This window comes from Candidatus Pelagibacter sp. PS_37 (assembly GCF_059417825.1).
This window is the reverse complement of sequence record NZ_CM182067.1, coordinates 1,259,917-1,281,326: the sequence shown is the minus strand read 5'-3', so window position 1 is coordinate 1,281,326 and position 21,410 is coordinate 1,259,917. Positions and strand designations below refer to the sequence as shown.

Below are 21,410 nucleotides of genomic sequence, written 5' to 3'. Positions count from 1 at the left end.
AACTTATGGCTAAAAGAGATTTTTATGACGTCTTAGGGGTTAGCAAAAGTGCAAGCCCTGAAGAATTAAAATCTGCTTACCGTAAATTAGCTGTAAAATATCACCCAGACAAAAACCCAGGTGATAAAGCCTCAGAAGATAAATTTAAAGAAGCTGGTGAAGCTTACGGCATTCTTTCAGATAAAGAAAAAAAACAAAACTATGACAACTTTGGCCACGCTGCTTTTGAGGGTGGTGGAGGCAGACAAGGAGGAGGCTTTGGAGGTGGTTTTGGTGGAGCTGATTTTTCAGATATATTTGAAGATTTTTTTGGAGATTTTGGTGGTGGACAATCAAGAGGAAGAAGAAAAACTAATAATAGAGGGTCTGATCTTCGATATGATTTATCTATTACCCTTGAAGAAGCATATGAGGGTAAAAAACAAGATATAAAATTCTCAACTACAGAAAAATGTAATACTTGCAGTGGTAATGGTTCTAAACCTGGTCATTCTCCAGACAGATGTACGGTTTGTGGTGGAAATGGAAAAGTAAGATCTAACCAAGGTTTTTTTACTGTTCAACAAACTTGTCCTCAATGTGCAGGCTCTGGTGAAGAAATAACAAATCCATGCACAGATTGTAATGGTCAAGGTAACAAACAAGCCTCGAAAAAAATATCAGTTACAATACCTAAAGGTGTCGATGATGGAACTAGGATTAGATTAGCTGGCAAAGGTGAAGCAGGATCCAAAGGTGGAGCAAATGGTGATCTTTATCTTTTTGTAAATGTTCATTCACATGATTTATTTAAAAGATCTGATGAAAACTTATTTTTTGAATTTCCTATATCCATTGCTGATGCAGCTTTAGGAACCACAATAGAGATACCAACAATTGATGGCGGAAAAGCTAAAATTAAAATACCTGATGGAACTCAAAATGGAAAACAATTTAGGCTAAAAGGTAAAGGTATGCCTTATATGAGAGGTAGTGGAAATGGGGACCTTTATGTCCAAGTAAATACTGAAGTTCCTATTTATTTAAATAAAGAACAAAAAGCTTTACTTGAAAAATTTAGAGAAATTGAAAATGAAAAGTCTAATCCAAGTATCAAACAATTCTTTCAAAAAGCAAAAAGTTTTTGGAAAAACTAAAGACTAATTAACTAAAAAAGGTTAATATTTTCCTAGATGAAAAAAATTAATTTAGCTATTTCTGGCTGTCTAGGGAGAATGGGTCAACAGCTTATTAAATCCTCAAAAAATAATAAAAACTTTAAACTAACTGCTCTGACAGAAAACAAAGCTATCAATAAAAAAATTGCTGGTATCAAGCTTGATGTAAACACCGAACAAACTTTTAAAAAAACTGATGTAATAATAGATTTTACAGTCCCAAACTGTACTTTAGATATTTTAAAAATTGCCTCAAAATTAAAAAAAAGAGTAGTAATTGGAACAACAGGATTTAATCAAAAAGAAGAGGCCTTGATTAAAAAATTTTCTAAAACCATTCCAATTTTAAAAGCAGGTAATATGAGCCTTGGTGTTAATTTATTAATGTATTTAACAGAAATTGCCTCAAAATCACTAAATGAAGAATATTTAAGCAAGGTATTTGAAGTTCATCACAAACACAAAAAAGATTATCCATCAGGAACGGCTTTAATGCTTGGAAAGGGAATTGCAGATGGAAAAAATAAAAACCTTTATAACTTAATGGGTAAAAAATTTTTAAATAAAAAATCTTTTCCTTATGGAAAAAAAATTAATTTCAATTCAATTAGAAAAGGTGAAATTATTGGTGAACATGAAGTTACATTTTCTAGTGGCAAAGAAATAATAAAATTAAATCATGAGGCTTTTGATAGAGCACTTTATTCAGATGGAGCTCTAACTGCTGCAAAATGGTTGATTAATAAAAAACCAGGACTTTATTCGATGAGAGATTTATTAAACTTTAAATAATGGATGAAAAAGATAAAGCAAAAAAAATACTAAAAATTTTAAATAAACTTTATCCAACAACCCCTATCCCGCTACATCATACTAGTAACTTTACTCTCTTAATGTCAGTTCTTTTATCAGCACAATGTACTGATCTAAATGTTAATAATGTAACTAAAAATATATATCCGAAATATAATAGACCTGAGCATTTTGTAAAATTAGGCAAAAAACGAATAGAAAAATTGATTAAAAGTATTGGTCTCTTTCGAGTTAAGGCTAAAAGTATTTATTTGATGTCTAAACAGCTTCTTGAAAAGCATGGAGGCAAAGTACCCAAAAGCTTTGTAGAGCTCGAAAAACTACCTGGTGTAGGCCATAAAACTGCAAGTGTAGTTATGTCTCAAGGTTTTGGAGTTCCAGCATTTGCAGTTGATACTCACATCCATAGATTGGCTCAAAGATGGGGTTTAACGAATGGCAAAAATGTAATTCAAACTGAAAAAGATTTAAAAAGAATATTCCCAGAAAAAACATGGAGCAAATTGCATTTACAAATAATTTATTATGGAAGAGAATTTTGTAAGGCAAGAGAATGTTATGGTTTGACTTGTAAAATTTGCACGACTTGTTATCCTAATCGAAAAAATCCAGTTAAAATAAAAAATGCTTAATATGAAAATACTAGGAATTGGTAATGCCATTGTTGACGTCGTTTGTAAAGTTGATGATCAATATTTAATAAATAATCAATTAATAAAAAGTACAATGAAACTGGTTGATGAGACAGAATTTAAAAAACTTTTATCAAGTCTTAAGATAGAACAAACTATCTCTGGTGGATCAGTTGCAAACTCTATTGTTGGATTATCACAATTAGGAAATGATGTTGGGTTTATAGGTAAAGTTAACGATGATGATTTAGGACAAAAATACGAAGAAGGTCTAACCAAAGAAAAAGTTCAATATTTTTATAATAAAAAAAAGGAAATCTCACCAACGGGGACTTGTTTAATTTTAATCACACCGGATGCAGAAAGAACTATGGTTACATTTTTAGGTATTGCTGGAAAAATTAGCCCTAGTGATATTAATGAAAAAGCAATTAAAGATAGTGAATTGATATTTTTAGAAGGATATTTGTGGGATGAGGGCGAACCAAAGTCAGCTTTTGATAAAGCCATGTTATTCTCTAACACTAAAGCAATGTCCTTATCAGATCAGTTTTGTGTAGAGAGACATAAAAATAATTTTTTAGATTTAGTTAAAAATAAACTTGATATTACTTTTGCTAACGAACAAGAAATTAGATCATTAATTGATGCCAAAAGCTTTGAAGAGGTGATTGAATTTGGCAAACAACTAGGTAAACTTTTAATTATCACACGTGGTGAAAAAGGAAGTGTTGCTATTAAAAATCAAGAAATTGTAGAATGTCAAAGTAAACCAAATTTAAAAATTGTAGACTTAACGGGTGCAGGAGATCTCTTTGCAGCTGGATTTCTTCATGGACTAATTAATAATATCTCAACAAAAGAATGTCTTGAAAAAGGAACCGAAATGTCTTCAAAGATAATTCAAAAAGTTGGAGCTAGATTAAATTAACCTATTTTAGTCAATAAAATAGCCATTTTTATCGCTTAATATAAATTTTTCATCTTTAAATAAATCACTTATTTTTTTTCGTAATCTATAAACATGTGTTTCTACTGTATGGGTTTCCATATTTACTGCATAACCCCATATATTTTTTTGTAAGTCTGCAACATTGTGTTTAATTTTTTTATCATTTAAATATAATATAATTTCAATTTCTTTTTCTGTTAACTTTAATTTTAAATTATCTTTAGAAAAAAATTTAGAATTTAAATTTAATTCATAGCCCTTAATTATAATCTTAGACTGTTGGTTAAATTTTAATTTGATTAATTTAATATTTATTAATTCTAATAATTTTTTAAAAGATAAAGGCAAATCAATAAAATCTAAAAAATTTTTATCAGTTATATTATTATTTAATAATAATTTATGATCTGTTTTGGAAATTACTAAATAATCTAATCTATTTAGATCAAATTTCTTTTCAAAATCGTCTTCATTGTCAATTTTTATAATCGTAAAAGATAAATTTTCTTTTATCTCGTCTAAAATTTCATATAGTGAATTAAAGTTTATAATAAAAACATTTTGCATAATTATATTTAATATTACTTATGATAATTCATGTGCCCAATAAAAACACTCTTATAATCGACGACTTTAAATTGAGATGTTGTATTGGAAAAAGTGGCATAAATTCTAATAAAAAAGAGGGCGATTATTCAACCCCCAAAGGATTGTTTAATTTAAGAAAATTGTATTTTAGAAAAGATCGTGTTGGTATCCCAAAATGTAAAATCAATAAAAAAATCATTAAACTAAATATGGCTTGGTGTGATGACCCAAAACATAAAAAATATAATGAAGAAATCAAAACAAGTAAGAAAAATCTTAAAGAAAATCTACACAGAAAAGATCATAAATATGATTATATAATTTCAATTAGTCACAATGAAAAAAAAACTCCAGGTAAAGGGAGTGCAGTATTTATTCATTTAACAGATAATTATAAACCAACCGCAGGATGTATCGCTTTAAAAAAAAAAGATTTTGAAATATTATTAAAGTTAATAGATAAAAAAACTAAAATTAAAACAGGTTAATTTCTATTACCAAATATTTTTGAGCCTACCCTAACATATGTTGCATTGTATCTAATTGCTTCTAGATAATCTCCAGACATACCCATACTTAATTCTTTAAAATTTAATTCTTTATTTAGGTCACTCATCTCAGCAAAGTATTTTTCTGTATTACCATCATTTGGAGGAATACACATTGTTCCAATAATATCTAAATTTAAATTTTTACAAAATTTATAAAAATCTATTAAGTTGTCTTTATTTATTCCAGATTTTTGATCTTCATTACCAATATTAACTTGAATAAATATCTTAGGTTTTTTTTCTTGTTTTTTTTGCTCTTCCGAAATTTTAATTGCTAGTTTTTCACTATCTAAGGAGTGAATATAATCAAATATTTGTAATGCAAATTTAACTTTATTAGTTTGAAGTCTGCCAATCAAATGAAGCTTTATAGTATCATTTTTTATCTTTATATCTCTCCATTTATCTAGAGCCTCTTGAACTTTGTTTTCTCCAAAATGAAGCTGGCCGTGCTCTATTAGGGGTAAAATGTTTTCAATAGGAAAGGTTTTTGATACCGTTATAATTTTAGGTAATTTATCATGATTTGCTTTTGATTTGATAAGCTCTTCTATATAAATTAAATTTTTAACAGTGTTATGCATAATAAAACTTTGAACAGATATTACTTTATAAAAAAATTTGACCAAAGTCACATAGATAAACAGGATAAAAAAACAATCATAATATTTAGAAATTATAATCAAGATATTGATGAAAAATTAATTTTAACAATAAAAAATTATTGTAAGAAAAAAGGAAATAAGTTTTTAATTTCTAATAATATAAAATTAGCCATTAAGCTCAATTTAGATGGTGCATATATTCCCTCATTTAATCATGATAAAAAACACCTCTCTTATTCAGTTAAAAAAAACTTTATTTTATTAGGTTCGGCTCATAATGTTTATGAAATGAGAACCAAAGAGTTACAAAATGTTAATGCTATATTTTTATCATCAATCTTTAAAAAAAATAAAAATTATTTAGGTATAAATAAATTTAAATCTCTTTCTCTTTTAAGTGGTAAGCCTGTCATAGCTCTTGGCGGAATATCAGATAATAATTTCAAAAAACTAGCTCTTACTAACTGCCATGGTTTTGCTGGTATTTCTTTTTTTAAACAAAAAAAAGGCCCCTAAAAAGGGGCCCTTTTATTAATTTGTGTTCTAAATTAATTAGAATGCAAATGATAGGCCTAAAGCCCAATATTCCATGTCTTCATTAGAAGCTGTTGTGTGAGAAATGTTATCACCTTCTGCGCTTGTAAGTGTAACAGTCATTCCACCAGCAGTGTATGAAGCAGATAATTTTTCATATTCTGCATCAATAGATCCTGCTAAACCTGACTCAACAGTTTCAGAACCATATGTTAGTGAAATTGAATCAGACACAGTGTATGAAACTGCATAAGAAGAAACTTCTTGCTTAAGAGCTTCAGTATTAGCTGCTCCAACATCGTAATCACTATTAGAGTAAGCAACTGTTACTGGACCATAAGCGTATGAAGCGCTCATAACTGTCTGATCACCATCAGATGCTGAAGCACCTGTTTCGATATCAGCAATACCATAAGCAATTGATAAACCTTCAACACCTGTGTACACAGCATTATAACCTATTGCATTGTTTCCAGTGCTGTCAGTTTGTCCACCTGATGTAGATAATGAAGCACTTACAGATAAACCATCAACCATAGATGGTAATGTGTAATAAATACTGTTGTTTCCAGTACCTGCTTCTTTTGTTAGATTAGCTTGAACAGCTGCAGAGTTGCCTCCAGCAGTTGTTACAACGTCATCAAAGTTATCCATTATGTCGCCTGCAGCAGTAGTATCTATAGCTGTTGAAGCTGAAGATCCACCGTGAGCTGCGAATGTAACTGTTCCCAATGAATCAGATGAAACTGTTAATGAGTTATTATCGTATGCTGAAGATCCACCTTCGTTTACACCGTCTAACTCAAAAGACATTGAAACAGTCATTCCATTATCAAGCTCTGTAGAACCAGCTAAATAAACACTGTCACCCATTGAAAGAGCAGTTTCAGTTTGAACTGCAGTTCCACTAAAACCTTCCATAGTTACTGATGCTGAACCAGATGCTGTTAATTCACCAGCAAATGCTGATGTAGAAACTAGAGATGCTGCTAATGCAGACATACCTATTTTTTTAAAGTTATTCATATTTTTCCTTTGTTAGTTGTTATTGTTTTTATTATTAATAATAAACACTGAATATGTATCAATTTTGGTTCTATTTTTTATGAAAAGTTTAGTTTTTTATTGAAAATTATGATAAGTGTTGTATTTTTACATCACTTTAAAAATGGCTATTTTCTTATATTTTTACAATATTTCTCTATATATTGTATAAAAATATAAAATTAACAATTAATTTATTATGATTTCATTTAAGAACTTAAATATCACTCTGCTTTTATTATTATCTTCTACTCTTTTAATTTCATGTGGTGGAAAGCTTCCTGGGGCTGACGCTAGAAAGTACGATCCAGATCCTGCAAAAAGAGTTGCTAAAAACTTAGAAGAAGGAAGAGGATTTAGGCTTTCAGAACAGATGGGTAAATCTGGTGGGGGAGTTTTTGAGTTTGCAAGCTCTAATGAATTATGGAGAGCGTCTTTAGATACATTAGATTTCATGCCTTTAGCTTCTGTTAATTACAGTGGTGGTATTATAATCACTGATTGGTATTCAACTGATCAAAATTCAAATGAAAGTATTAAAATTTCAATTCGATTTTTAACAAATGAAATAAGGTCTGATGCTCTAGATATAAAAGTTTTTAATAAAAAATGTGTAGCTCAATCAAATTGTGTTACCTCTGAAAAAGAAGGTAATATCAACAATGAATTAAAAACTAAGATTTTAAAAACTGCTGCAGTATATCAAACAAATAAAAAAACAAAAAATTCAAAACCTTATATATATAGAAAACCAGATTAAGCTGTAAAATTAAAAAATATCATTAAATTTTATGGATAGATATAATTTTAAAATTGTAGAAGAAAAATGGCAAAAGTTTTGGGACCAAAATAAAACTTTTTCTACTAGGGTAGATAAGACAAAAAAAAAATTTTATTGTTTGGAAATGTTTCCTTACCCGTCGGGCAAAATCCACATGGGTCATGTCAGAAATTATACAATCGGTGATGTGCTAGCTCGTTATAAAACTTTACAAGGTTATAATGTTCTTCATCCAATGGGCTGGGACTCGTTTGGTATGCCAGCAGAAAATGCTGCAAGACAAAATAATTTAGATCCTAAAACTTGGACAGAGTCAAATATTGAAACCATGAGATCTCAGCTAAAAAAGCTTGGGCTATCAATTGATTGGGATAAAGAAATTTCAACTTGTTCTGAGGATTACTACAAACACCAACAAGAATTCTTTCTTGATCTTTATGATAAAGGATTAGTTTATAGAAAAGAGAATTATGTTAACTGGGATCCTGTTGATGAAACTGTTCTTGCTAATGAGCAAGTTGTAGATGGTAAAGGTTGGAGATCAGGAGCCATAGTTGAAAGAAAGAAGTTAAATCAATGGTTTTTTAATATCTCAAAATTCTCAGAAGACTTACTGAAGGGATTAGATACATTAGAAAATTGGCCCAACAAAGTAAAGGTGATGCAAAAGAACTGGATAGGTAAATCGTTTGGTTGTGAAGTTGAATTTAAAATTGAAAGTGAAAAACCTATTAAAAATATTAAGTGTTATACAACAAGACCTGACACTTTATTTGGTTTTTCTTTTCTTGCTCTTTCAGTCGATCACCCTTTAGCAAAATATTATGAGGAAGATAAGGAATTTCAAAAATTTAGAGAAGAATGCTCTAAAACAGGAACTACTGAAGAATCCATTGCTTCTGCGGAAAAACTTGGTTTTAAAACTGATATGATTGCAGTTAACCCGCTAGATAAAAATATGAAAGTTCCTGTTTATTTTGCAAACTTTGTATTAATGGATTATGGTTTAGGTGCTGTTTTTGGTTGTCCTGCACATGATCAACGAGATTTAGATTTTGCAAAAAAATATAATTTAAAAATTACACCTGTTGTTAAGCCTGAAAAAGATAAAGATTTTGAAATAAATAATGAGGCTTATACGGGTGAAGGATATCTTTATAATTCAGATTTTCTTGATGGTTTAAAAGTTCCGAATGAATCTATTATTAAGACTATAGAATTTCTTGAAAAGAATAATTTAGGGACAAAAAAAACTAATTATCGATTAAAAGATTGGGGTATTTCAAGACAAAGATATTGGGGTTGCCCCATTCCAATGGCCTATGATGAAAATGATCAACCTATTAAAATTCCAAAAAATATGCTGCCAGTTAAACTTCCGGAAATTGAAAAATTAGATACCACAGGAAACCCATTAGATTCGGAGGATAACTGGAAATTCTTTACTTTAGATGGAAAAAAATACAGAAGAGAAACCGATACATTGGATACTTTTGTGGATTCTTCTTGGTATTTTTTAAGGTTTTGCTCACCTCATAATTTAGATCGTGGATTTACTCAAGAAGAGGCTAATTATTGGATGCCAGTTGACCAGTATATCGGAGGTGTTGAACATGCTATTTTGCATTTATTATATTCTAGGTTTTTTATGCAAGCTCTTTCTTATAAAAATGATGATTTTAAATTAAAAGAACCATTTGATGGATTGTTTACACAAGGAATGGTTTGTCACGAAACCTATAAAGATCAAACAAATGCATGGTTAAGTCCTGATGAGGTAATTTCAGAAGATGGTAAAAAATTTTATAAAAAAGATAACCCTTCTGAAAAAATAATAGTTGGACCAACAGAGTCTATGTCAAAATCTAAAAAAAATACTATTGATCCAGAGAATATAATAAAAAATTATGGGGCAGATTCTGTAAGATTATTTATTTTATCAGACAGTCCCCCAGAAAAAGATGTACAATGGTCTGATCAGGGTATGATAGCATCATTCAAATTTGTTCAAAAATTATGGACTTTAAATTCTAAAATTTTAGATAAAATAAAAGATAATAACGAAGGAGATGAAGGTAAAGATTTAACTAAATTTACTAATCAATTAATCAATAAAATAACCCAAAACTTAGAAAAATTTCATTACAATGTAATAGTTGCTAACTTTTATGAAATGTATAATTTTTTAATCAAAGAAATAGACAAACCTATAAAAAAAGAGATTTTAATTGTAAATTATAAAAAAATTTTAATTCTAATGAATCCATTTATTCCACATTTTTCAAATGAATGTTTAAATACCATTAATGAAAATCAAATAAATTGGCCAAAAATTTCAAAGAAAGATTTAATAGAAGAAGATATTAACTTTGTTGTTCAGATAAATGGTAAAAAAAGAGCTATTTTAAAAGTAAAAAGAGATGTGGTTGAAAAAGAAATTTTAGAGATCATAAAAACAAACCTAGAAATTGAAAAATTTTTAAAAGACCAAACAATAAAAAAATCAATATTTGTACCCAACAGGCTTATAAATATTATACTATAAAAAATGTTCCAAAAACAAATTATACTTCTTCTTTTATTACTACTATCATCCTGTGGGTATGAAGCAATTTACTCCAAAAAGAATTCTGTAAATTATAATTTTTCAGTAAGTGAATTAAACTTTGTTGGAGATAGAAAAGTTAATCTAAAGATCAAAGAAAAACTAAATAACTATGTTCAAGCTAAAAAAGATAAAGATTTTATACTAAGAATCTCTAGCACTTCAGAAAAAATAACTTTAGCAAAAAATACTGCTGGGGACGCCACATCCTTTAAAAATTCAGTTTCTATTAATGTAGAAGTTTTGATGAACAATAAGTTTAAAAGCAATTTTATAATTTTGGAAAGTTTTAATTATAATAACATTTCTAATAAATTTAATTTGAAAAAATATGAAGAAGAAAATAAAAATAATTTAGCTGAGACAGCTTCTGATAAATTAATTTTTAAACTATCCAATATTCAATGATACTAAAGTCGTTTGAATTAAACAAAATAAAACTAAATAATTATAAATTTTATCTATTCTATGGTGATAATGAAGGTCTAAAAGAAGAGAATATTAAAAATTTATTTGAAAAAAATTATCAAGATAAAATTCATAGATATGAAGAAAAAGAGATACTAGATGATATTAATATTTTTTTTAATAGCGTTCTTACTAAATCCTTTTTTGATAATGAAAAACTCATAATTATTAATAGAACTACAGATAAAATTAAAACAATCATAGAAGAGTTGATGGAGAAAAACCCTGAAGATATACAAATTATTTTAAATTCAAAAAATTTAGAAAAAAAATCTAGCTTACGAAAACTATTTGAAAAAGAAAAATCAATTGTATGCATCCCGTTTTATGAAGATAATAGTCAAACTTTAAACTCAATTATTAGTCTTTTTTTTAGAAATAAAAAAATCCCAATATCTCAGCAATTAATTAATGTCTTAGTAGAAAGAAGCAGGGGTGATAGAAAAAATCTGAATAATGAATTAGAAAAGATTGAAAATTTTTCATTAAATAAAAAAAATTTGAACATTCAAGAAATAATTAAGTTAACTAACCTTGCAGATAATTATAGTGCTTCAGAACTCGTTGATCACTCACTAGCTAAAAATACTAGGAAAACAGTCACTATTTTAGGTGAAAACAACTATTCAGACGAAGATAATATCATAATTATTAGAACATTATTAGCTAAGCTAAAAAGACTAGTTAAAATTCATGAATTAGTTAATGAAAAAAACAATATCGAACAAGCGATTTCTGCTTATAAACCACCAATTTTTTGGAAAGATAAACCTCTTGTTACTCAGCAAATAAGGTCTTGGAAAAAAGATGGGTTAGAACAATTAATTTATAAAACTAATGAAATTGAACTTTTAGTTAAAAAAAACTCTGTGCTTGCTAAAAATATATTGGTAGATTTTATAATTAATAATTCAAAAAAAACTAATAATTAGATTTAATAATTTCAATTATTTTATTCAACTGATCTAAATCTTTATATTCTAATAATAAAGTTCCTGAATTATTTTTTTTATTTTTAATTAAAACATTAAGACCAATTTTTTCTTTAATTGAGTTCTCCAAGACTTGTAGGTTAATATCCTTAGATGTTTTAAGAGAGTGCTTTTTAGTTTTAAATATTTTAACAAAATTTTCTGACTGTCTAACTGAGAGATTTTTTTCAATTATTTTATTTGCAACAAAATCTGCATTATCCAGACCTACTAAAATTTTTGCATGTCCTGCTGATAATTTTTGCGTTTGAATTAACTTTAAAACTGCTTCCGGAAGGTTAAGTAATCTCAAACAATTAGCAATATGGCTTCTACTTTTTCCAATAAATTGTGCTACTTTTTCTTGATCATATGAAAACTCTTCAATAAGACGCTGATAACCTTGTGCTTCTTCTATTACATTTAAATCATTTCTTTGAACATTCTCAATAATTGCAAATTCTAAAGATTTTAAATCATCTATGTTCGTTATAACTACTGGAACTTCGTGTAGCCCTGCTTTTTGTGCTGACAACCACCTTCTCTCACCTGCAATTATCTCATACTTTGAGCTACCTTCATTAGACTTTCTGACAATAATTGGCTGAATAATGCCTCTTTCTTTTATTGAGTTAGTTAAATCTTGTAAACTTTCTTCATCAAATGTTTTTCTTGGCTGAAATTTATTACTTACGATATCAGATATCGAAACTTTATTGATATTTATTTCCGCTTTTGTTTCACCTATTAAAGATGACAAGCCTCTACCTAGGCCTTTTTTTATTTTATTTGCATCCATTATGCGGCGCTCCCTATTTTTTGTTCTTGATTAATAAATTCGTCTGTAAAGTTAAAATATGATTTACTACCTGGACAAGATTTATCATACATTAAAACTGGCATGCCATGGGACGGTGCCTCAGACAGTCTAACATTTCTTGGAATCACTGTTAGATAAACTTTTTCATTAAAATAGTCTCTTGCTTCTTTTTCAACTTGTGTGGATAGCTTATTTCTTTTATCAAACATTGTTAAAAGTATGCCTCTAATTTTTAATTCAGGATTTAAATTAACTTTTATCCGTTCTATGGTTTTCATTAGCTGGGTTAAACCCTCTAAAGCAAAAAATTCAGTCTGCAGTGGAACTAATAGTGAGTGAGAAGACACAAGAGCCATAACGGTAAGCAAGCTTAGTGATGGTGGACAGTCTATAAGCACATAATCATAAGTTGTTCTAGAATCATTTAAATAAGCGGTTAATTCACGTTTTAAAATAAATGCTCTCATGCTATCATCAGCTGTCTCAACCTCAAGCCCAGATAAATCTACATTCGAAGTGATAATATCTAAATTTTTAAACTCAGTTTTTCTAATCACATCAGAAATGACTCTTGTTCCATTTAGCACCCCATAAATAGTATCTGTCGAGCCTTCTAAATTGGAAAGACCAAGACCCGTAGTAGCGTTTCCTTGTGGGTCAAGGTCTATTACTAAAACTTTTTTCTCTTGTTGCGCTAAACCTGCTGCAAGATTAATTACTGTTGTTGTTTTTCCAACCCCACCCTTTTGATTTATCACAGAAATAATTTGCATTTAGTTTTTTAATTTTTTTTTTTATATTTTTTATATTTAATAAAAATGAATCTTCGCTCGTAATACTTTTTTTTTTTTCAAAATCAAAATCCCAATTCATTAAAGTTTCTTCTAAAACTTTTTCTCCGTTTTTTCCCATGAATACAATTAAATTTTTATAACTGCTAAAATTTTTATAAACTAAATCTAAAATTATTGGTAAAGGTTTAAAAGCTCTTGCCATTATTGTACCCGAGTCTAAATTTTCTGCTTCAAAAATATTTTCTTGCATAACTTCAGTATTTAATTTTAAATCTCTTGATACTTTTCTTAAAAAAGAGCTTTTATGGTGACTTTTTTCATATAAATGAACTTTGGCTAAATTTTTTTGATTTTTAATCATAATTGATATAATTATACCTGGCATACCTCCACCTGAACCTATATCTGTTACAATATTGCTATTTAAATCAACAAATTCAATAATTTGTGCTGAATCAATTATATGACGCTCTCTAATTACCTCATTCTTAGCTGTTTCTTTACTTATTATATTAATTTTTTCATTTTCTTCCTGAAGCATAGATATGAATAGATCAAACTCAATTAATGTTTCACGTGGAACATTTTGATTTTTTAGTAGTGAATAATTTTTAAAAATTTCTTCCATTAAGCTATTAGCTTAATAGACTTTCTTTTTACATGTGACAACAAAATATATACAGCAGCTGGGGTTATTCCATCAATTCTCAGTGCTTGTCCCATAGTTTTTGGTTTTATTTGTTTAAATTTGGCTTTTACCTCATTTGATAGTCCAGAAAGATCATCATAAATAACATTTTCAGGTATAACTAAATTTTCATCTCTTTTAAATGCTAATATATCTGCTTTTTGTTTTTTAAGATAACCTCTGTAATGAGCATTTATTTCAATTTGCTCGTCTATTTTTTTATCAAAATAAGGAATTTCAGGCCAAATTTCTCTTATTTTTTTCATATCAACACCTTTTTGGGTTAGTATTTCATAAGATTTTCTTATAATACCATCTTTTGCAATTTTAATATCAAAATTATTTATTTTTGTTGGAGATATTGATGATTCAGACATTATTTTGGATATTATTTCTAATTTATGTTCTTTATCTTTAAAAATATCCTCTCTTTGTTTTGATATTAATCCAATTTTAATTCCTTTATTTGTTAACCTTTGGTCGGCATTATCTGCTCTGAGACTTAGTCTATATTCTGCTCTTGAAGTGAACATTCTGTAAGGCTCCGCAACACCCTTTGTTACCAAATCATCTATCATAACTCCAATGTATGCATCTGATCTATCTAAAATAAATGGCTCTTCTCTCTTAAAGGATAACGCAGCATTAATTCCAGCAATTAATCCTTGGGCTGCAGCTTCTTCATAACCAGTCGTCCCATTTATTTGTCCAGCAAGATATAAATTTTGAATTTTTTTAGTTTCAAGAGTTAAAAATAGTTCTCTAGGGTCGATATAGTCATATTCTATGGCATAACCTGGTCTAATTATCTCAACATTTTCTAAACCGTTGATATTGTTACAAATTTCTTGCTGAACATCTTCAGGTAGTGAAGTAGATATTCCATTTGGGTATATTGTGTGGTCATTCAGGCCCTCAGGCTCTAAATATATCTGATGACGGTCCTTATCTGCAAACTTTACTATCTTATCCTCTATTGAAGGACAGTATCTTGGGCCAACCCCCTGTATACTACCTGAATACATCGCGCTTCTTTTTAAATTTTTTTGGATTATCTTATGAACTTTTTCATTCGTATAAGTCATCCGACATGAAATTTGTTTGTTTAAATTTTTTTTTGTTAAGAAAGAAAAAAAGTAAGGATCTTCATCTGCAAACTGTTCTTCTAAATTATCATACTTAATTGTTCTAGCATCAAGCCTTGGTGGTGTTCCTGTCTTAAGTCTTCCTATTTTGAAATCATATTTTTCAAGTTGTTCACTTAATCCTGTTGAAGGCTTCTCATTAAATCTTCCAGCCGGTGTTCTTTCATCACCAATATGAATCAAGCCATTCAAAAATGTGCCCGTTGTTAAGATTAGCTTACCACATAAAATTTTTTTACCTGACTTTGTTTCAAAACCACTTATAGTGTTTTTATTAAAAATAAATTTTATTACTGGATCAGAAAAAACGCTTAAATTACAATAGTTTAGTAATTTTTCTTGCATATATTTACGGTATAATGATCTGTCTGATTGCGTTCTAGGCCCCTGTACCGCTGGCCCTCTACTTCTATTTAATAATCTAAATTGTATACCTGATTTATCTGCAACATCTCCCATCACACCGTCTAAAGCATCTATCTCTCTAACAAGATGACCTTTGCCAAGACCACCTATCGCTGGGTTACAAGACATCTCTCCTATGGTCTCAATTTTGTGTGTAAAAAGAGCAGTGTTAATTCCAAGACGAGCAGACGCTGCAGCAGCTTCACAGCCAGCATGTCCTCCTCCAATAACTACTACCTCAAATGATAAATCATTTTTCATAAGTTAAATTTATAACTGATATAAATATTTACAAGCAGACAGTATTTTTTTAATAAATATTTCTTAAGTTAATTAAGGCTACTTTTTTATGATTAAAATTGAAGAATTAGTTATGGTTATCAACTAAAATAGAGAAAATAGGCTAAAAAACCCCTCTAATGTTGATTATTTGCCAATGCAAAAATCATTGAAAATACTACCTAATATCTCTTCAACATCTACTTTTCCAACTATCATTCCTAAATGTCGTGTTGCTAAACGAAGATCTTCTGCAGCTTTATCAAAATCTTCTGCTTCATTTTTTTCTTCAAAGTTTTTCAAACAATTTAAGCTTTGTTCAAGATGTTGTCTATGTCTTGCACGGGTAATTAAAATATCCTCACTTGTGATAAATTTATTTTTTAACTTATTTTTAATCTTTGAAATTAAATCTTCTAAATTGAGATTATTTTTTACAGAAATTAAAACATGTTCATAATTTTTTATTTCAGAATTTAAATCTTTATTTAGAAGATCTGATTTATTAATCACTAGTATTGCATTTTCGTCCATCAATTCCTTCAAAACTCCTTTAAAATCAATGCTTTTAGCGTCTATAACAATTAACTTTAAGTCTGCATTTTCTGCTTTATCAAGGGCTAATTTTATTCCTTTTTTTTCTATTTCATTTTTAGAATCTCTAATTCCTGCAGTATCAGAAACAACAACTGGATAACCATCAATATTTAAATGAGTCTCAATTACATCTCTTGTTGTTCCAGCTATTTCTGAAACGATTGCTACATCTCGATTAGAAAGGTGATTTAGTAAGCTAGACTTTCCAGCGTTGGTTGGTCCTATGATTGCAATCTTAAAACCTTCTCTAATTCTTTCTCCAATCTTTTGATCATCTAAAATTTTTTTAATATTTAAAATTACTTCATTGGAGATTTTTTTAATATTTTTCAAAATATCTTCAGGCAGGTCTTCATCTGGAAAATCTATTTTTGCTTCAACGTGAGATAAAATTTTTAAAAGTTTTTCTCTTAAACTATTAAATTTATCTGCAGATTTTCCATTCATAATTTTTATTGCTTGTTGTCTTTGGATTTCAGTTTCTGCCGAAATTAAATCTGCAATACTTTCTGCTTTCAGCAAATTTATTTTTCCATTTTGAAATGCAAGTTTTGTGAATTCACCTGCTTCGGCTAAACGGCAATTTTCAATTTTTGAAATAGAGTGGTGTAGGGCATCAATTACTGCCTTGCTACCATGTATATGAAATTCAGCCATATCCTCACCTGTGTAGCTCTCAGGGCCAGGAAACCACAATATTATACCCTCATCAATAAGCTCAGAAGTGTTGATTTTATTGATTTTTCTTAATGTAGCAACTCTTGGCTTAGGAAGCTCTGCATTTGTTAATAGCTTTATTACTTTCTTGGTGTCTTCTCCAGAAACTCTAACAATTGCTATTCCAGAAATTCCTGGGCCAGTGGAGAGAGCATAAATTGTCATGCTAATATTATAGCTTCAATTTTGTAGTTCTGTAAAACTTTAAATCAATTGGTAGTAAATTTTTACTAAGCTGGTTTATTCATTGAGCTAAAGAAATCTGCATTGCTTTTTGTTTCTTTAAGTTTTGAATTAATAAATTCAATAGCATCCATTGTTCCCATGGGACTGATAATTCTTCTTAGCACATTCATTTTTGAAAGGTCATCTTTATCAAAAAGTAATTCTTCTCTTCTTGTTCCAGATTTAGTTATATCAATCGCTGGATAAATTCTTCTTTCAGCAATTTTTCTATCTAGAACTGTTTCACTATTTCCAGTTCCTTTAAATTCTTCAAAAATTACTTCATCCATTCTTGATCCAGTATCAATCAAGGCTGTTGAGATGATTGTTAAAGATCCACCTTCTTCAATGTTTCTTGCAGCACCAAAAAATCTTTTTGGTCTTTGAAGAGCGTTCGCGTCAACTCCACCTGTTAATACTTTTCCAGAACTTGGAATTACTGCATTATAAGCTCTACCTAATCTTGTGATTGAGTCTAATAAAATTACCACATCTTTCTTATGCTCAGTTAATCTTTTTGCTTTTTCAATTACCATTTCAGCTACGGCAACGTGTCTTGAAGCAGGTTCATCGAAAGTAGAACTGATAACCTCACCTTTAACTGTTCTTTTCATATCCGTTACTTCTTCTGGTCTTTCATCAATCAATAAAACCATCAAGTAACTTTCTGGATAGTTTTTTGCAATTGAGTTTGCAATACTTTGTAAAATCATTGTCTTACCCGCTTTAGGAGGAGATATAATTATTGATCTTTGACCTTTTCCGATAGGGCTCACAAGGTCAATTAATCTTGGAGTTAAGTCTGGTTTTTTTTCAATCTTGGTTGTCTCAACTTCCATCACCATTTGTTTGTTTGGGTAGAGTGGAGTTAAATTGTCAAATGCAATTTTGTGACGAGCTTTTTCTGGTTCTTCAAAATTTATTTTTTCTACTTGTAATAACGCAAAATATCTTTCCCCCTCTTTGGGCGCTCTAACAGGACCCTCGACTGTGTCTCCTGTTCTTAAACCAAATTTTCTAATTTGACTTGGACTAACATAGATGTCGTCTGGTCCAGCTAAATAATTTGATTCCATTGCTCTTAAAAAACCAAATCCATCTTGTAATAATTGTAAAACACCAGCTCCAGTTATTTCTTCTTTTTCTGCAACTTTTTTTAGTATCGCAAATAAAATTTCTTGTTTTCTAAGTGTGCTAGCATTTTCAATCCCAAGCTTTTCTGCTTGAGCTATTAATTGTTCAGACGATTTTAGTTTTAATTCTTGAATATTCATGTTGAGGGATTGTGATTAAGGTTATTGGATAATTTCAATATATATACTCTAACGAGTATTTCAAGTCTAGATCGGTTTAAATATAACAATAAAAACAACCAAAATAAGCAATATTGTTGGCACTTCATTAATTATTCTAAAAAATTTAGAGGATTTAGTATTTTGATCTAGTTTAAAATCGTTAAGTAATTTTCCTAAATAAAAATGATAAATTGTCAACAAAGTTATTAATATTAATTTTAGTTTTAACCAAAGTGTTAAAATAACCTCAAAGCCAACAACAGTGATTAATATTAATCCAAAAATCCAGGATAAAATCATTGCTGGCATCATGATAAAATAAAATAATTTTCTTTCCATTGTTTTAAATATTGAGGATGAAATTTTATGATCAATATTTTCAACATGGTAAACAAAAATTCTTGGAAGATATAAAAGTCCAGCCATCCAAGAAATTACGGCTATCAGATGCAGGCTTTTAAACAAAAGATAACTATTCATAATTTAAACAAGGACACTTTTTGAAATTTGAAGGACACTGAATTTTTGGAGGATAAAGATTTTCACTTAATTTATATTCATTTTTTTTTATTATTAATTCTGACATTGCTTTAATAAAATCCTCATTAGTGCCAAGAGCCGGAACACGTGTATAATTTTTGCATCCATTAGCGTCTGCTATTTCCTTATATTCTATATCTAGTTCAACCAATGTTTCTGAGTGTTCAGAAACAAATGCGATGGGGACCAAAACAATGTGCTTGCCAAGTTTAGAATTTTCAACAATTATATCTTCTGTGGATGGTCCTATCCATTTCAGTGGACCAACTCTACTTTGATAACTTAATATCCAATCCAAGTTTTTAATGTTCAAATTCTCAACTATTTTTTTAACAGATTGCTCTACTTGCCATTGATAGGGGTCTCCCTTTTTAATATTTTTTTCTGGTAAGCCGTGCGCAGAAAATATTAATTTAAAATTTTTAAGATCTTTAATTTTTTTTATTATTTCTTTTGTATGTGCATTGATAAAATTTTGATCTGTTGGATAACAGCATATTGTACTTGTTTTAACATGGTAGTTGTTTTTTTTACAAACATTTTTCCACTCTTTAATTGAAGACCCAGAAGTTGCGGCAGAATATTGTGGATAAAGAGGCATTAAAATAATTTCTTCGGGGTTAAATGATTGAACGTCTTTGATCACATCATTTGCTCTAGGGTTCCAACACCTCATTACAATAAAACATTTATATTCGCTATCGGTTTCAGTTTGGTTTAATTTTGTTTCTAGTGCTTCTGATTGTTCTTTGGTTAATTTTAGTATCGGTGATGAGCCACCTAGCTCTTCATAAATTTTTTTAGCAACTGGTGCTCTTCTATTAGATATCAGTTTTGCCAAAGGGTATCTTAATAAAGCTGGTAAATTTAGAATTGCAGGATCATTAAATAAGTTAAATAAAAACGGCTCTACATTTTCAATTTTATCAGGACCACCAAGGTTAAATAAAATTACTGCTTTTTTCATTTAATAATCTTTCACTGTTTTGACTAAGTAGTCGACCATGTCAGGATTGGTTTCAGGTAACACCCCATGACCTAAATTAAATATATAGGGATGATCTTTAAAGATGTTTAAATATTTCAAAGTCTCTTTTTTCAAATTTTCTTTATCCGTTAACAAAACTTTAGGATCAAGGCCTCCTTGAACTGGTATTTTTATTTCTCTACATATTGAAACAGGATCGACATCATAGTCAATATTAACTGCATCAGGTTTAACGATATCACAATAGTTTTTATAATTTTTTATTCCCCTTGGAAAACAAATTACAGGAATATTTAATGATTTAATATAATTCACTAAATTTAGTGTTGGCACATATACATAGTTTGGTAGGTCTTTTTCTTCTAAGAGACCAGCCCAACTGTCAAAGATTTGAATTATTGTAGCACCATTTTTAATTTGTTGGTCAATATGTAATTTCAAAAATTTTTCTAAAATTATTAAAATTCTATTTATTAAAAATTCATCTTTAAAAAAACTTTTTACCAGATCTTTTTTTGGAGAATGTTTATTAATCATATAGACTAACAATGTCCATGGTGCGCCCACAAATCCTATTAAATTTTTATTTTTTATTAAATTGTCTTCGCTAACTTTTTTGATTGATTTATAAACCGGATATAACTTTTCTATAAAATCAATTTCATCAATCTTAGATATTTTTTGTAAATCTAATGAACCCAGTTTTGGACCAAAATTTTTTTCAAATTTTACCTCTTGGTTTAATCCATATGGAATCATTAAAATATCTGAAAAAATTATAGCAGCATCTAGATCGAATCTTTTAAGAGGTTGTAAGGTTATTTCTGAAGATAGGTTTTCGTTTAGACATAAGTTTATAAAATCTGGATTTAATTTTCTAATTTCTCTAAACTCTGGTAAATATCTACCTGCCTGCCTCATTAACCATATTGGAGAATTATTAGTTTTTTTGTTTATTATGGTATCTTGGATGGGTGTCATAATAATAAGTAGATATTTAATTATAGTATTAGTTATATAGTATGTGAATAATGGTAATTAATTGTTTTCAGTTTTTATACATGATTTATTAACAATTAATAATTTATAGAATTAGCACATAGTCTTAAATTTAAGGGTTTATTTAATATTATTAGATAAAATGTATATTATTGCTTAACATGTTTATTAATGTTTATAAAAATGGGTTTTTACAAAGAAAAATAACAAACAAGAT

General features: G+C 28.9%; 21 protein-coding genes and 1 pseudogene. 10 read left to right on the top strand and 12 right to left on the bottom strand.

Features of this window, described 5'->3' with window-relative positions; translation table 11 throughout:
• Positions 1–5 precede the first annotated feature (5 nt).
• The 4 genes from dnaJ to AC5SL9_RS06790 are packed head-to-tail and all read left to right on the top strand — an operon-like array spanning position 6 to position 3,533.
• On the top strand, positions 6–1,136 hold the full coding sequence (gene dnaJ / locus AC5SL9_RS06805; RefSeq protein ID WP_494574047.1) for a molecular chaperone DnaJ: 1,131 nt from the start codon (positions 6–8) through the stop codon (positions 1,134–1,136).
• Between the two features lie 36 nt (positions 1,137–1,172).
• The gene (gene dapB / locus AC5SL9_RS06800) at positions 1,173–1,949 is read left to right on the top strand and encodes a 4-hydroxy-tetrahydrodipicolinate reductase (RefSeq protein ID WP_494574046.1); all 777 of its coding nucleotides are present in this window, start codon (positions 1,173–1,175) and stop codon (positions 1,947–1,949) included.
• Positions 1,949–2,602, top strand: a complete 654-nt coding sequence (gene nth, locus AC5SL9_RS06795) for an endonuclease III (protein ID WP_494574045.1) — start codon at positions 1,949–1,951, stop codon at positions 2,600–2,602. Before dapB ends, nth begins: the two co-directional genes overlap by 1 nt.
• Before the next feature lies 1 nt (position 2,603).
• Positions 2,604–3,533, top strand: coding sequence for an adenosine kinase (locus tag AC5SL9_RS06790; protein ID WP_494574044.1), 930 nt, complete (start codon positions 2,604–2,606; stop codon positions 3,531–3,533).
• A gap of 6 nt (positions 3,534–3,539) precedes the next feature.
• Here AC5SL9_RS06790 and AC5SL9_RS06785 read toward each other — a convergent pair whose 3' ends face one another.
• Complete coding sequence (locus tag AC5SL9_RS06785; protein ID WP_494574043.1) at positions 3,540–4,121, bottom strand: winged helix-turn-helix domain-containing protein; 582 nt, start codon at positions 4,119–4,121, stop codon at positions 3,540–3,542.
• Positions 4,122–4,141: 20 nt separating this feature from the next.
• Here AC5SL9_RS06785 and AC5SL9_RS06780 point away from each other — a divergent pair, with 20 nt between their 5' ends.
• Positions 4,142–4,630 carry a L,D-transpeptidase family protein gene (locus AC5SL9_RS06780; RefSeq protein WP_494574042.1) on the top strand — a complete coding sequence of 163 codons (489 nt, stop codon included), beginning with the start codon at positions 4,142–4,144 and terminating at the stop codon, positions 4,628–4,630.
• Here AC5SL9_RS06780 and AC5SL9_RS06775 read toward each other — a convergent pair.
• Positions 4,627–5,277 carry a YggS family pyridoxal phosphate-dependent enzyme gene (locus tag AC5SL9_RS06775; protein WP_494574041.1) on the bottom strand — a complete coding sequence of 217 codons (651 nt, stop codon included), beginning with the start codon at positions 5,275–5,277 and terminating at the stop codon, positions 4,627–4,629. The genes AC5SL9_RS06780 and AC5SL9_RS06775 overlap by 4 nt on opposite strands.
• On the opposite strand from AC5SL9_RS06775, the gene AC5SL9_RS06770 reads away from it, so the two are divergent.
• Entirely contained in the window at positions 5,272–5,814 is a 543-nt protein-coding gene (locus tag AC5SL9_RS06770) for a thiamine phosphate synthase (RefSeq protein WP_494574040.1), read from the top strand. The two genes, AC5SL9_RS06775 and AC5SL9_RS06770, sit on opposite strands and share 6 nt — an antisense overlap.
• A 36-nt stretch (positions 5,815–5,850) precedes the next feature.
• On the opposite strand, the gene AC5SL9_RS06765 is transcribed toward AC5SL9_RS06770, so the two are convergent.
• Entirely contained in the window at positions 5,851–6,858 is a 1,008-nt protein-coding gene (locus AC5SL9_RS06765; protein WP_494574039.1) for a porin, read from the bottom strand.
• Between the two features lie 217 nt (positions 6,859–7,075).
• On the opposite strand from AC5SL9_RS06765, the gene AC5SL9_RS06760 reads away from it, so the two are divergent.
• Genes AC5SL9_RS06760 through holA form a run of 4 tightly spaced genes read left to right on the top strand, consistent with a single transcriptional unit; the run spans position 7,076 to position 11,662 of the window.
• Complete coding sequence (locus AC5SL9_RS06760; protein ID WP_494574038.1) at positions 7,076–7,636, top strand: DUF3576 domain-containing protein; 561 nt, start codon at positions 7,076–7,078, stop codon at positions 7,634–7,636.
• Positions 7,637–7,667: 31 nt separating this feature from the next.
• Positions 7,668–10,202 carry a leucine--tRNA ligase gene (gene leuS / locus AC5SL9_RS06755; RefSeq protein ID WP_494574037.1) on the top strand — a complete coding sequence of 845 codons (2,535 nt, stop codon included), beginning with the start codon at positions 7,668–7,670 and terminating at the stop codon, positions 10,200–10,202.
• Positions 10,203–10,205: 3 nt separating this feature from the next.
• Positions 10,206–10,670 carry a hypothetical protein gene (locus AC5SL9_RS06750; RefSeq protein ID WP_494574036.1) on the top strand — a complete coding sequence of 155 codons (465 nt, stop codon included), beginning with the start codon at positions 10,206–10,208 and terminating at the stop codon, positions 10,668–10,670.
• The gene (gene holA / locus AC5SL9_RS06745; protein ID WP_494574035.1) at positions 10,667–11,662 is read left to right on the top strand and encodes a DNA polymerase III subunit delta; all 996 of its coding nucleotides are present in this window, start codon (positions 10,667–10,669) and stop codon (positions 11,660–11,662) included. Before AC5SL9_RS06750 ends, holA begins: the two co-directional genes overlap by 4 nt.
• On the opposite strand, the gene AC5SL9_RS06740 is transcribed toward holA, so the two are convergent.
• From AC5SL9_RS06740 to hemE, 9 genes and pseudogenes are all read right to left on the bottom strand, one after another.
• The gene (locus AC5SL9_RS06740) at positions 11,652–12,500 is read right to left on the bottom strand and encodes a ParB/RepB/Spo0J family partition protein (RefSeq protein ID WP_494574034.1); all 849 of its coding nucleotides are present in this window, start codon (positions 12,498–12,500) and stop codon (positions 11,652–11,654) included. The genes holA and AC5SL9_RS06740 overlap by 11 nt on opposite strands.
• On the bottom strand, positions 12,500–13,294 hold the full coding sequence (locus AC5SL9_RS06735; RefSeq protein WP_494574033.1) for a ParA family protein: 795 nt from the start codon (positions 13,292–13,294) through the stop codon (positions 12,500–12,502). Before AC5SL9_RS06735 ends, AC5SL9_RS06740 begins: the two co-directional genes overlap by 1 nt.
• A 13-nt stretch (positions 13,295–13,307) precedes the next feature.
• A pseudogene (locus AC5SL9_RS06730) lies at positions 13,308–13,943 on the bottom strand (16S rRNA (guanine(527)-N(7))-methyltransferase RsmG); the annotation flags it as partial.
• Positions 13,943–15,814 carry a tRNA uridine-5-carboxymethylaminomethyl(34) synthesis enzyme MnmG gene (mnmG, locus tag AC5SL9_RS06725; RefSeq protein ID WP_494574032.1) on the bottom strand — a complete coding sequence of 624 codons (1,872 nt, stop codon included), beginning with the start codon at positions 15,812–15,814 and terminating at the stop codon, positions 13,943–13,945. The gene mnmG and the pseudogene AC5SL9_RS06730, both read right to left, overlap by 1 nt.
• Positions 15,815–15,979: 165 nt before the next feature.
• A complete protein-coding gene (mnmE, locus tag AC5SL9_RS06720; protein WP_494574031.1) occupies positions 15,980–17,311 on the bottom strand; it encodes a tRNA uridine-5-carboxymethylaminomethyl(34) synthesis GTPase MnmE in 1,332 nt (443 codons plus the stop codon).
• A 65-nt stretch (positions 17,312–17,376) separates the two neighbouring features.
• Positions 17,377–18,645 carry a transcription termination factor Rho gene (rho, locus tag AC5SL9_RS06715; protein ID WP_006997560.1) on the bottom strand — a complete coding sequence of 423 codons (1,269 nt, stop codon included), beginning with the start codon at positions 18,643–18,645 and terminating at the stop codon, positions 17,377–17,379.
• 66 nt (positions 18,646–18,711) lie between these two features.
• Complete coding sequence (gene hemJ, locus AC5SL9_RS06710; protein WP_271616658.1) at positions 18,712–19,146, bottom strand: protoporphyrinogen oxidase HemJ; 435 nt, start codon at positions 19,144–19,146, stop codon at positions 18,712–18,714.
• A complete protein-coding gene (hemH, locus tag AC5SL9_RS06705; protein ID WP_494574030.1) occupies positions 19,139–20,173 on the bottom strand; it encodes a ferrochelatase in 1,035 nt (344 codons plus the stop codon). The genes hemJ and hemH overlap by 8 nt, the downstream gene beginning before the upstream one ends.
• Positions 20,174–21,175, bottom strand: a complete 1,002-nt coding sequence (gene hemE, locus AC5SL9_RS06700) for a uroporphyrinogen decarboxylase (RefSeq protein ID WP_494574029.1) — start codon at positions 21,173–21,175, stop codon at positions 20,174–20,176. It abuts the gene before it with no gap.
• Between the last annotated feature and the right edge of the window lie 235 nt (positions 21,176–21,410).

Bases quoted from the DNA above. Each gene is read 5' to 3' on its own strand.
- dnaJ (WP_494574047.1), top strand. From the start codon at position 6: ATGGCTAAAAGAGATTTTTATGACGTCTTAGGGGTTAGCAAAAGTGCA.
- dapB (WP_494574046.1), top strand. From the start codon at position 1,173: ATGAAAAAAATTAATTTAGCTATTTCTGGCTGTCTAGGGAGAATGGGT.
- nth (WP_494574045.1), top strand. From the start codon at position 1,949: ATGGATGAAAAAGATAAAGCAAAAAAAATACTAAAAATTTTAAATAAA.
- AC5SL9_RS06790 (WP_494574044.1), top strand. From the start codon at position 2,604: ATGAAAATACTAGGAATTGGTAATGCCATTGTTGACGTCGTTTGTAAA.
- AC5SL9_RS06785 (WP_494574043.1), bottom strand. From the start codon at position 4,121: ATGCAAAATGTTTTTATTATAAACTTTAATTCACTATATGAAATTTTA.
- AC5SL9_RS06780 (WP_494574042.1), top strand. From the start codon at position 4,142: ATGATAATTCATGTGCCCAATAAAAACACTCTTATAATCGACGACTTT.
- AC5SL9_RS06770 (WP_494574040.1), top strand. From the start codon at position 5,272: ATGCATAATAAAACTTTGAACAGATATTACTTTATAAAAAAATTTGAC.
- AC5SL9_RS06775 (WP_494574041.1), bottom strand. From the start codon at position 5,277: ATGCATAACACTGTTAAAAATTTAATTTATATAGAAGAGCTTATCAAA.
- AC5SL9_RS06765 (WP_494574039.1), bottom strand. From the start codon at position 6,858: ATGAATAACTTTAAAAAAATAGGTATGTCTGCATTAGCAGCATCTCTA.
- AC5SL9_RS06760 (WP_494574038.1), top strand. From the start codon at position 7,076: ATGATTTCATTTAAGAACTTAAATATCACTCTGCTTTTATTATTATCT.
- leuS (WP_494574037.1), top strand. From the start codon at position 7,668: ATGGATAGATATAATTTTAAAATTGTAGAAGAAAAATGGCAAAAGTTT.
- AC5SL9_RS06750 (WP_494574036.1), top strand. From the start codon at position 10,206: ATGTTCCAAAAACAAATTATACTTCTTCTTTTATTACTACTATCATCC.
- holA (WP_494574035.1), top strand. From the start codon at position 10,667: ATGATACTAAAGTCGTTTGAATTAAACAAAATAAAACTAAATAATTAT.
- AC5SL9_RS06740 (WP_494574034.1), bottom strand. From the start codon at position 12,500: ATGGATGCAAATAAAATAAAAAAAGGCCTAGGTAGAGGCTTGTCATCT.
- AC5SL9_RS06735 (WP_494574033.1), bottom strand. From the start codon at position 13,294: ATGCAAATTATTTCTGTGATAAATCAAAAGGGTGGGGTTGGAAAAACA.
- mnmG (WP_494574032.1), bottom strand. From the start codon at position 15,814: ATGAAAAATGATTTATCATTTGAGGTAGTAGTTATTGGAGGAGGACAT.
- mnmE (WP_494574031.1), bottom strand. From the start codon at position 17,311: ATGACAATTTATGCTCTCTCCACTGGCCCAGGAATTTCTGGAATAGCA.
- rho (WP_006997560.1), bottom strand. From the start codon at position 18,645: ATGAATATTCAAGAATTAAAACTAAAATCGTCTGAACAATTAATAGCT.
- hemJ (WP_271616658.1), bottom strand. From the start codon at position 19,146: ATGAATAGTTATCTTTTGTTTAAAAGCCTGCATCTGATAGCCGTAATT.
- hemH (WP_494574030.1), bottom strand. From the start codon at position 20,173: ATGAAAAAAGCAGTAATTTTATTTAACCTTGGTGGTCCTGATAAAATT.
- hemE (WP_494574029.1), bottom strand. From the start codon at position 21,175: ATGACACCCATCCAAGATACCATAATAAACAAAAAAACTAATAATTCT.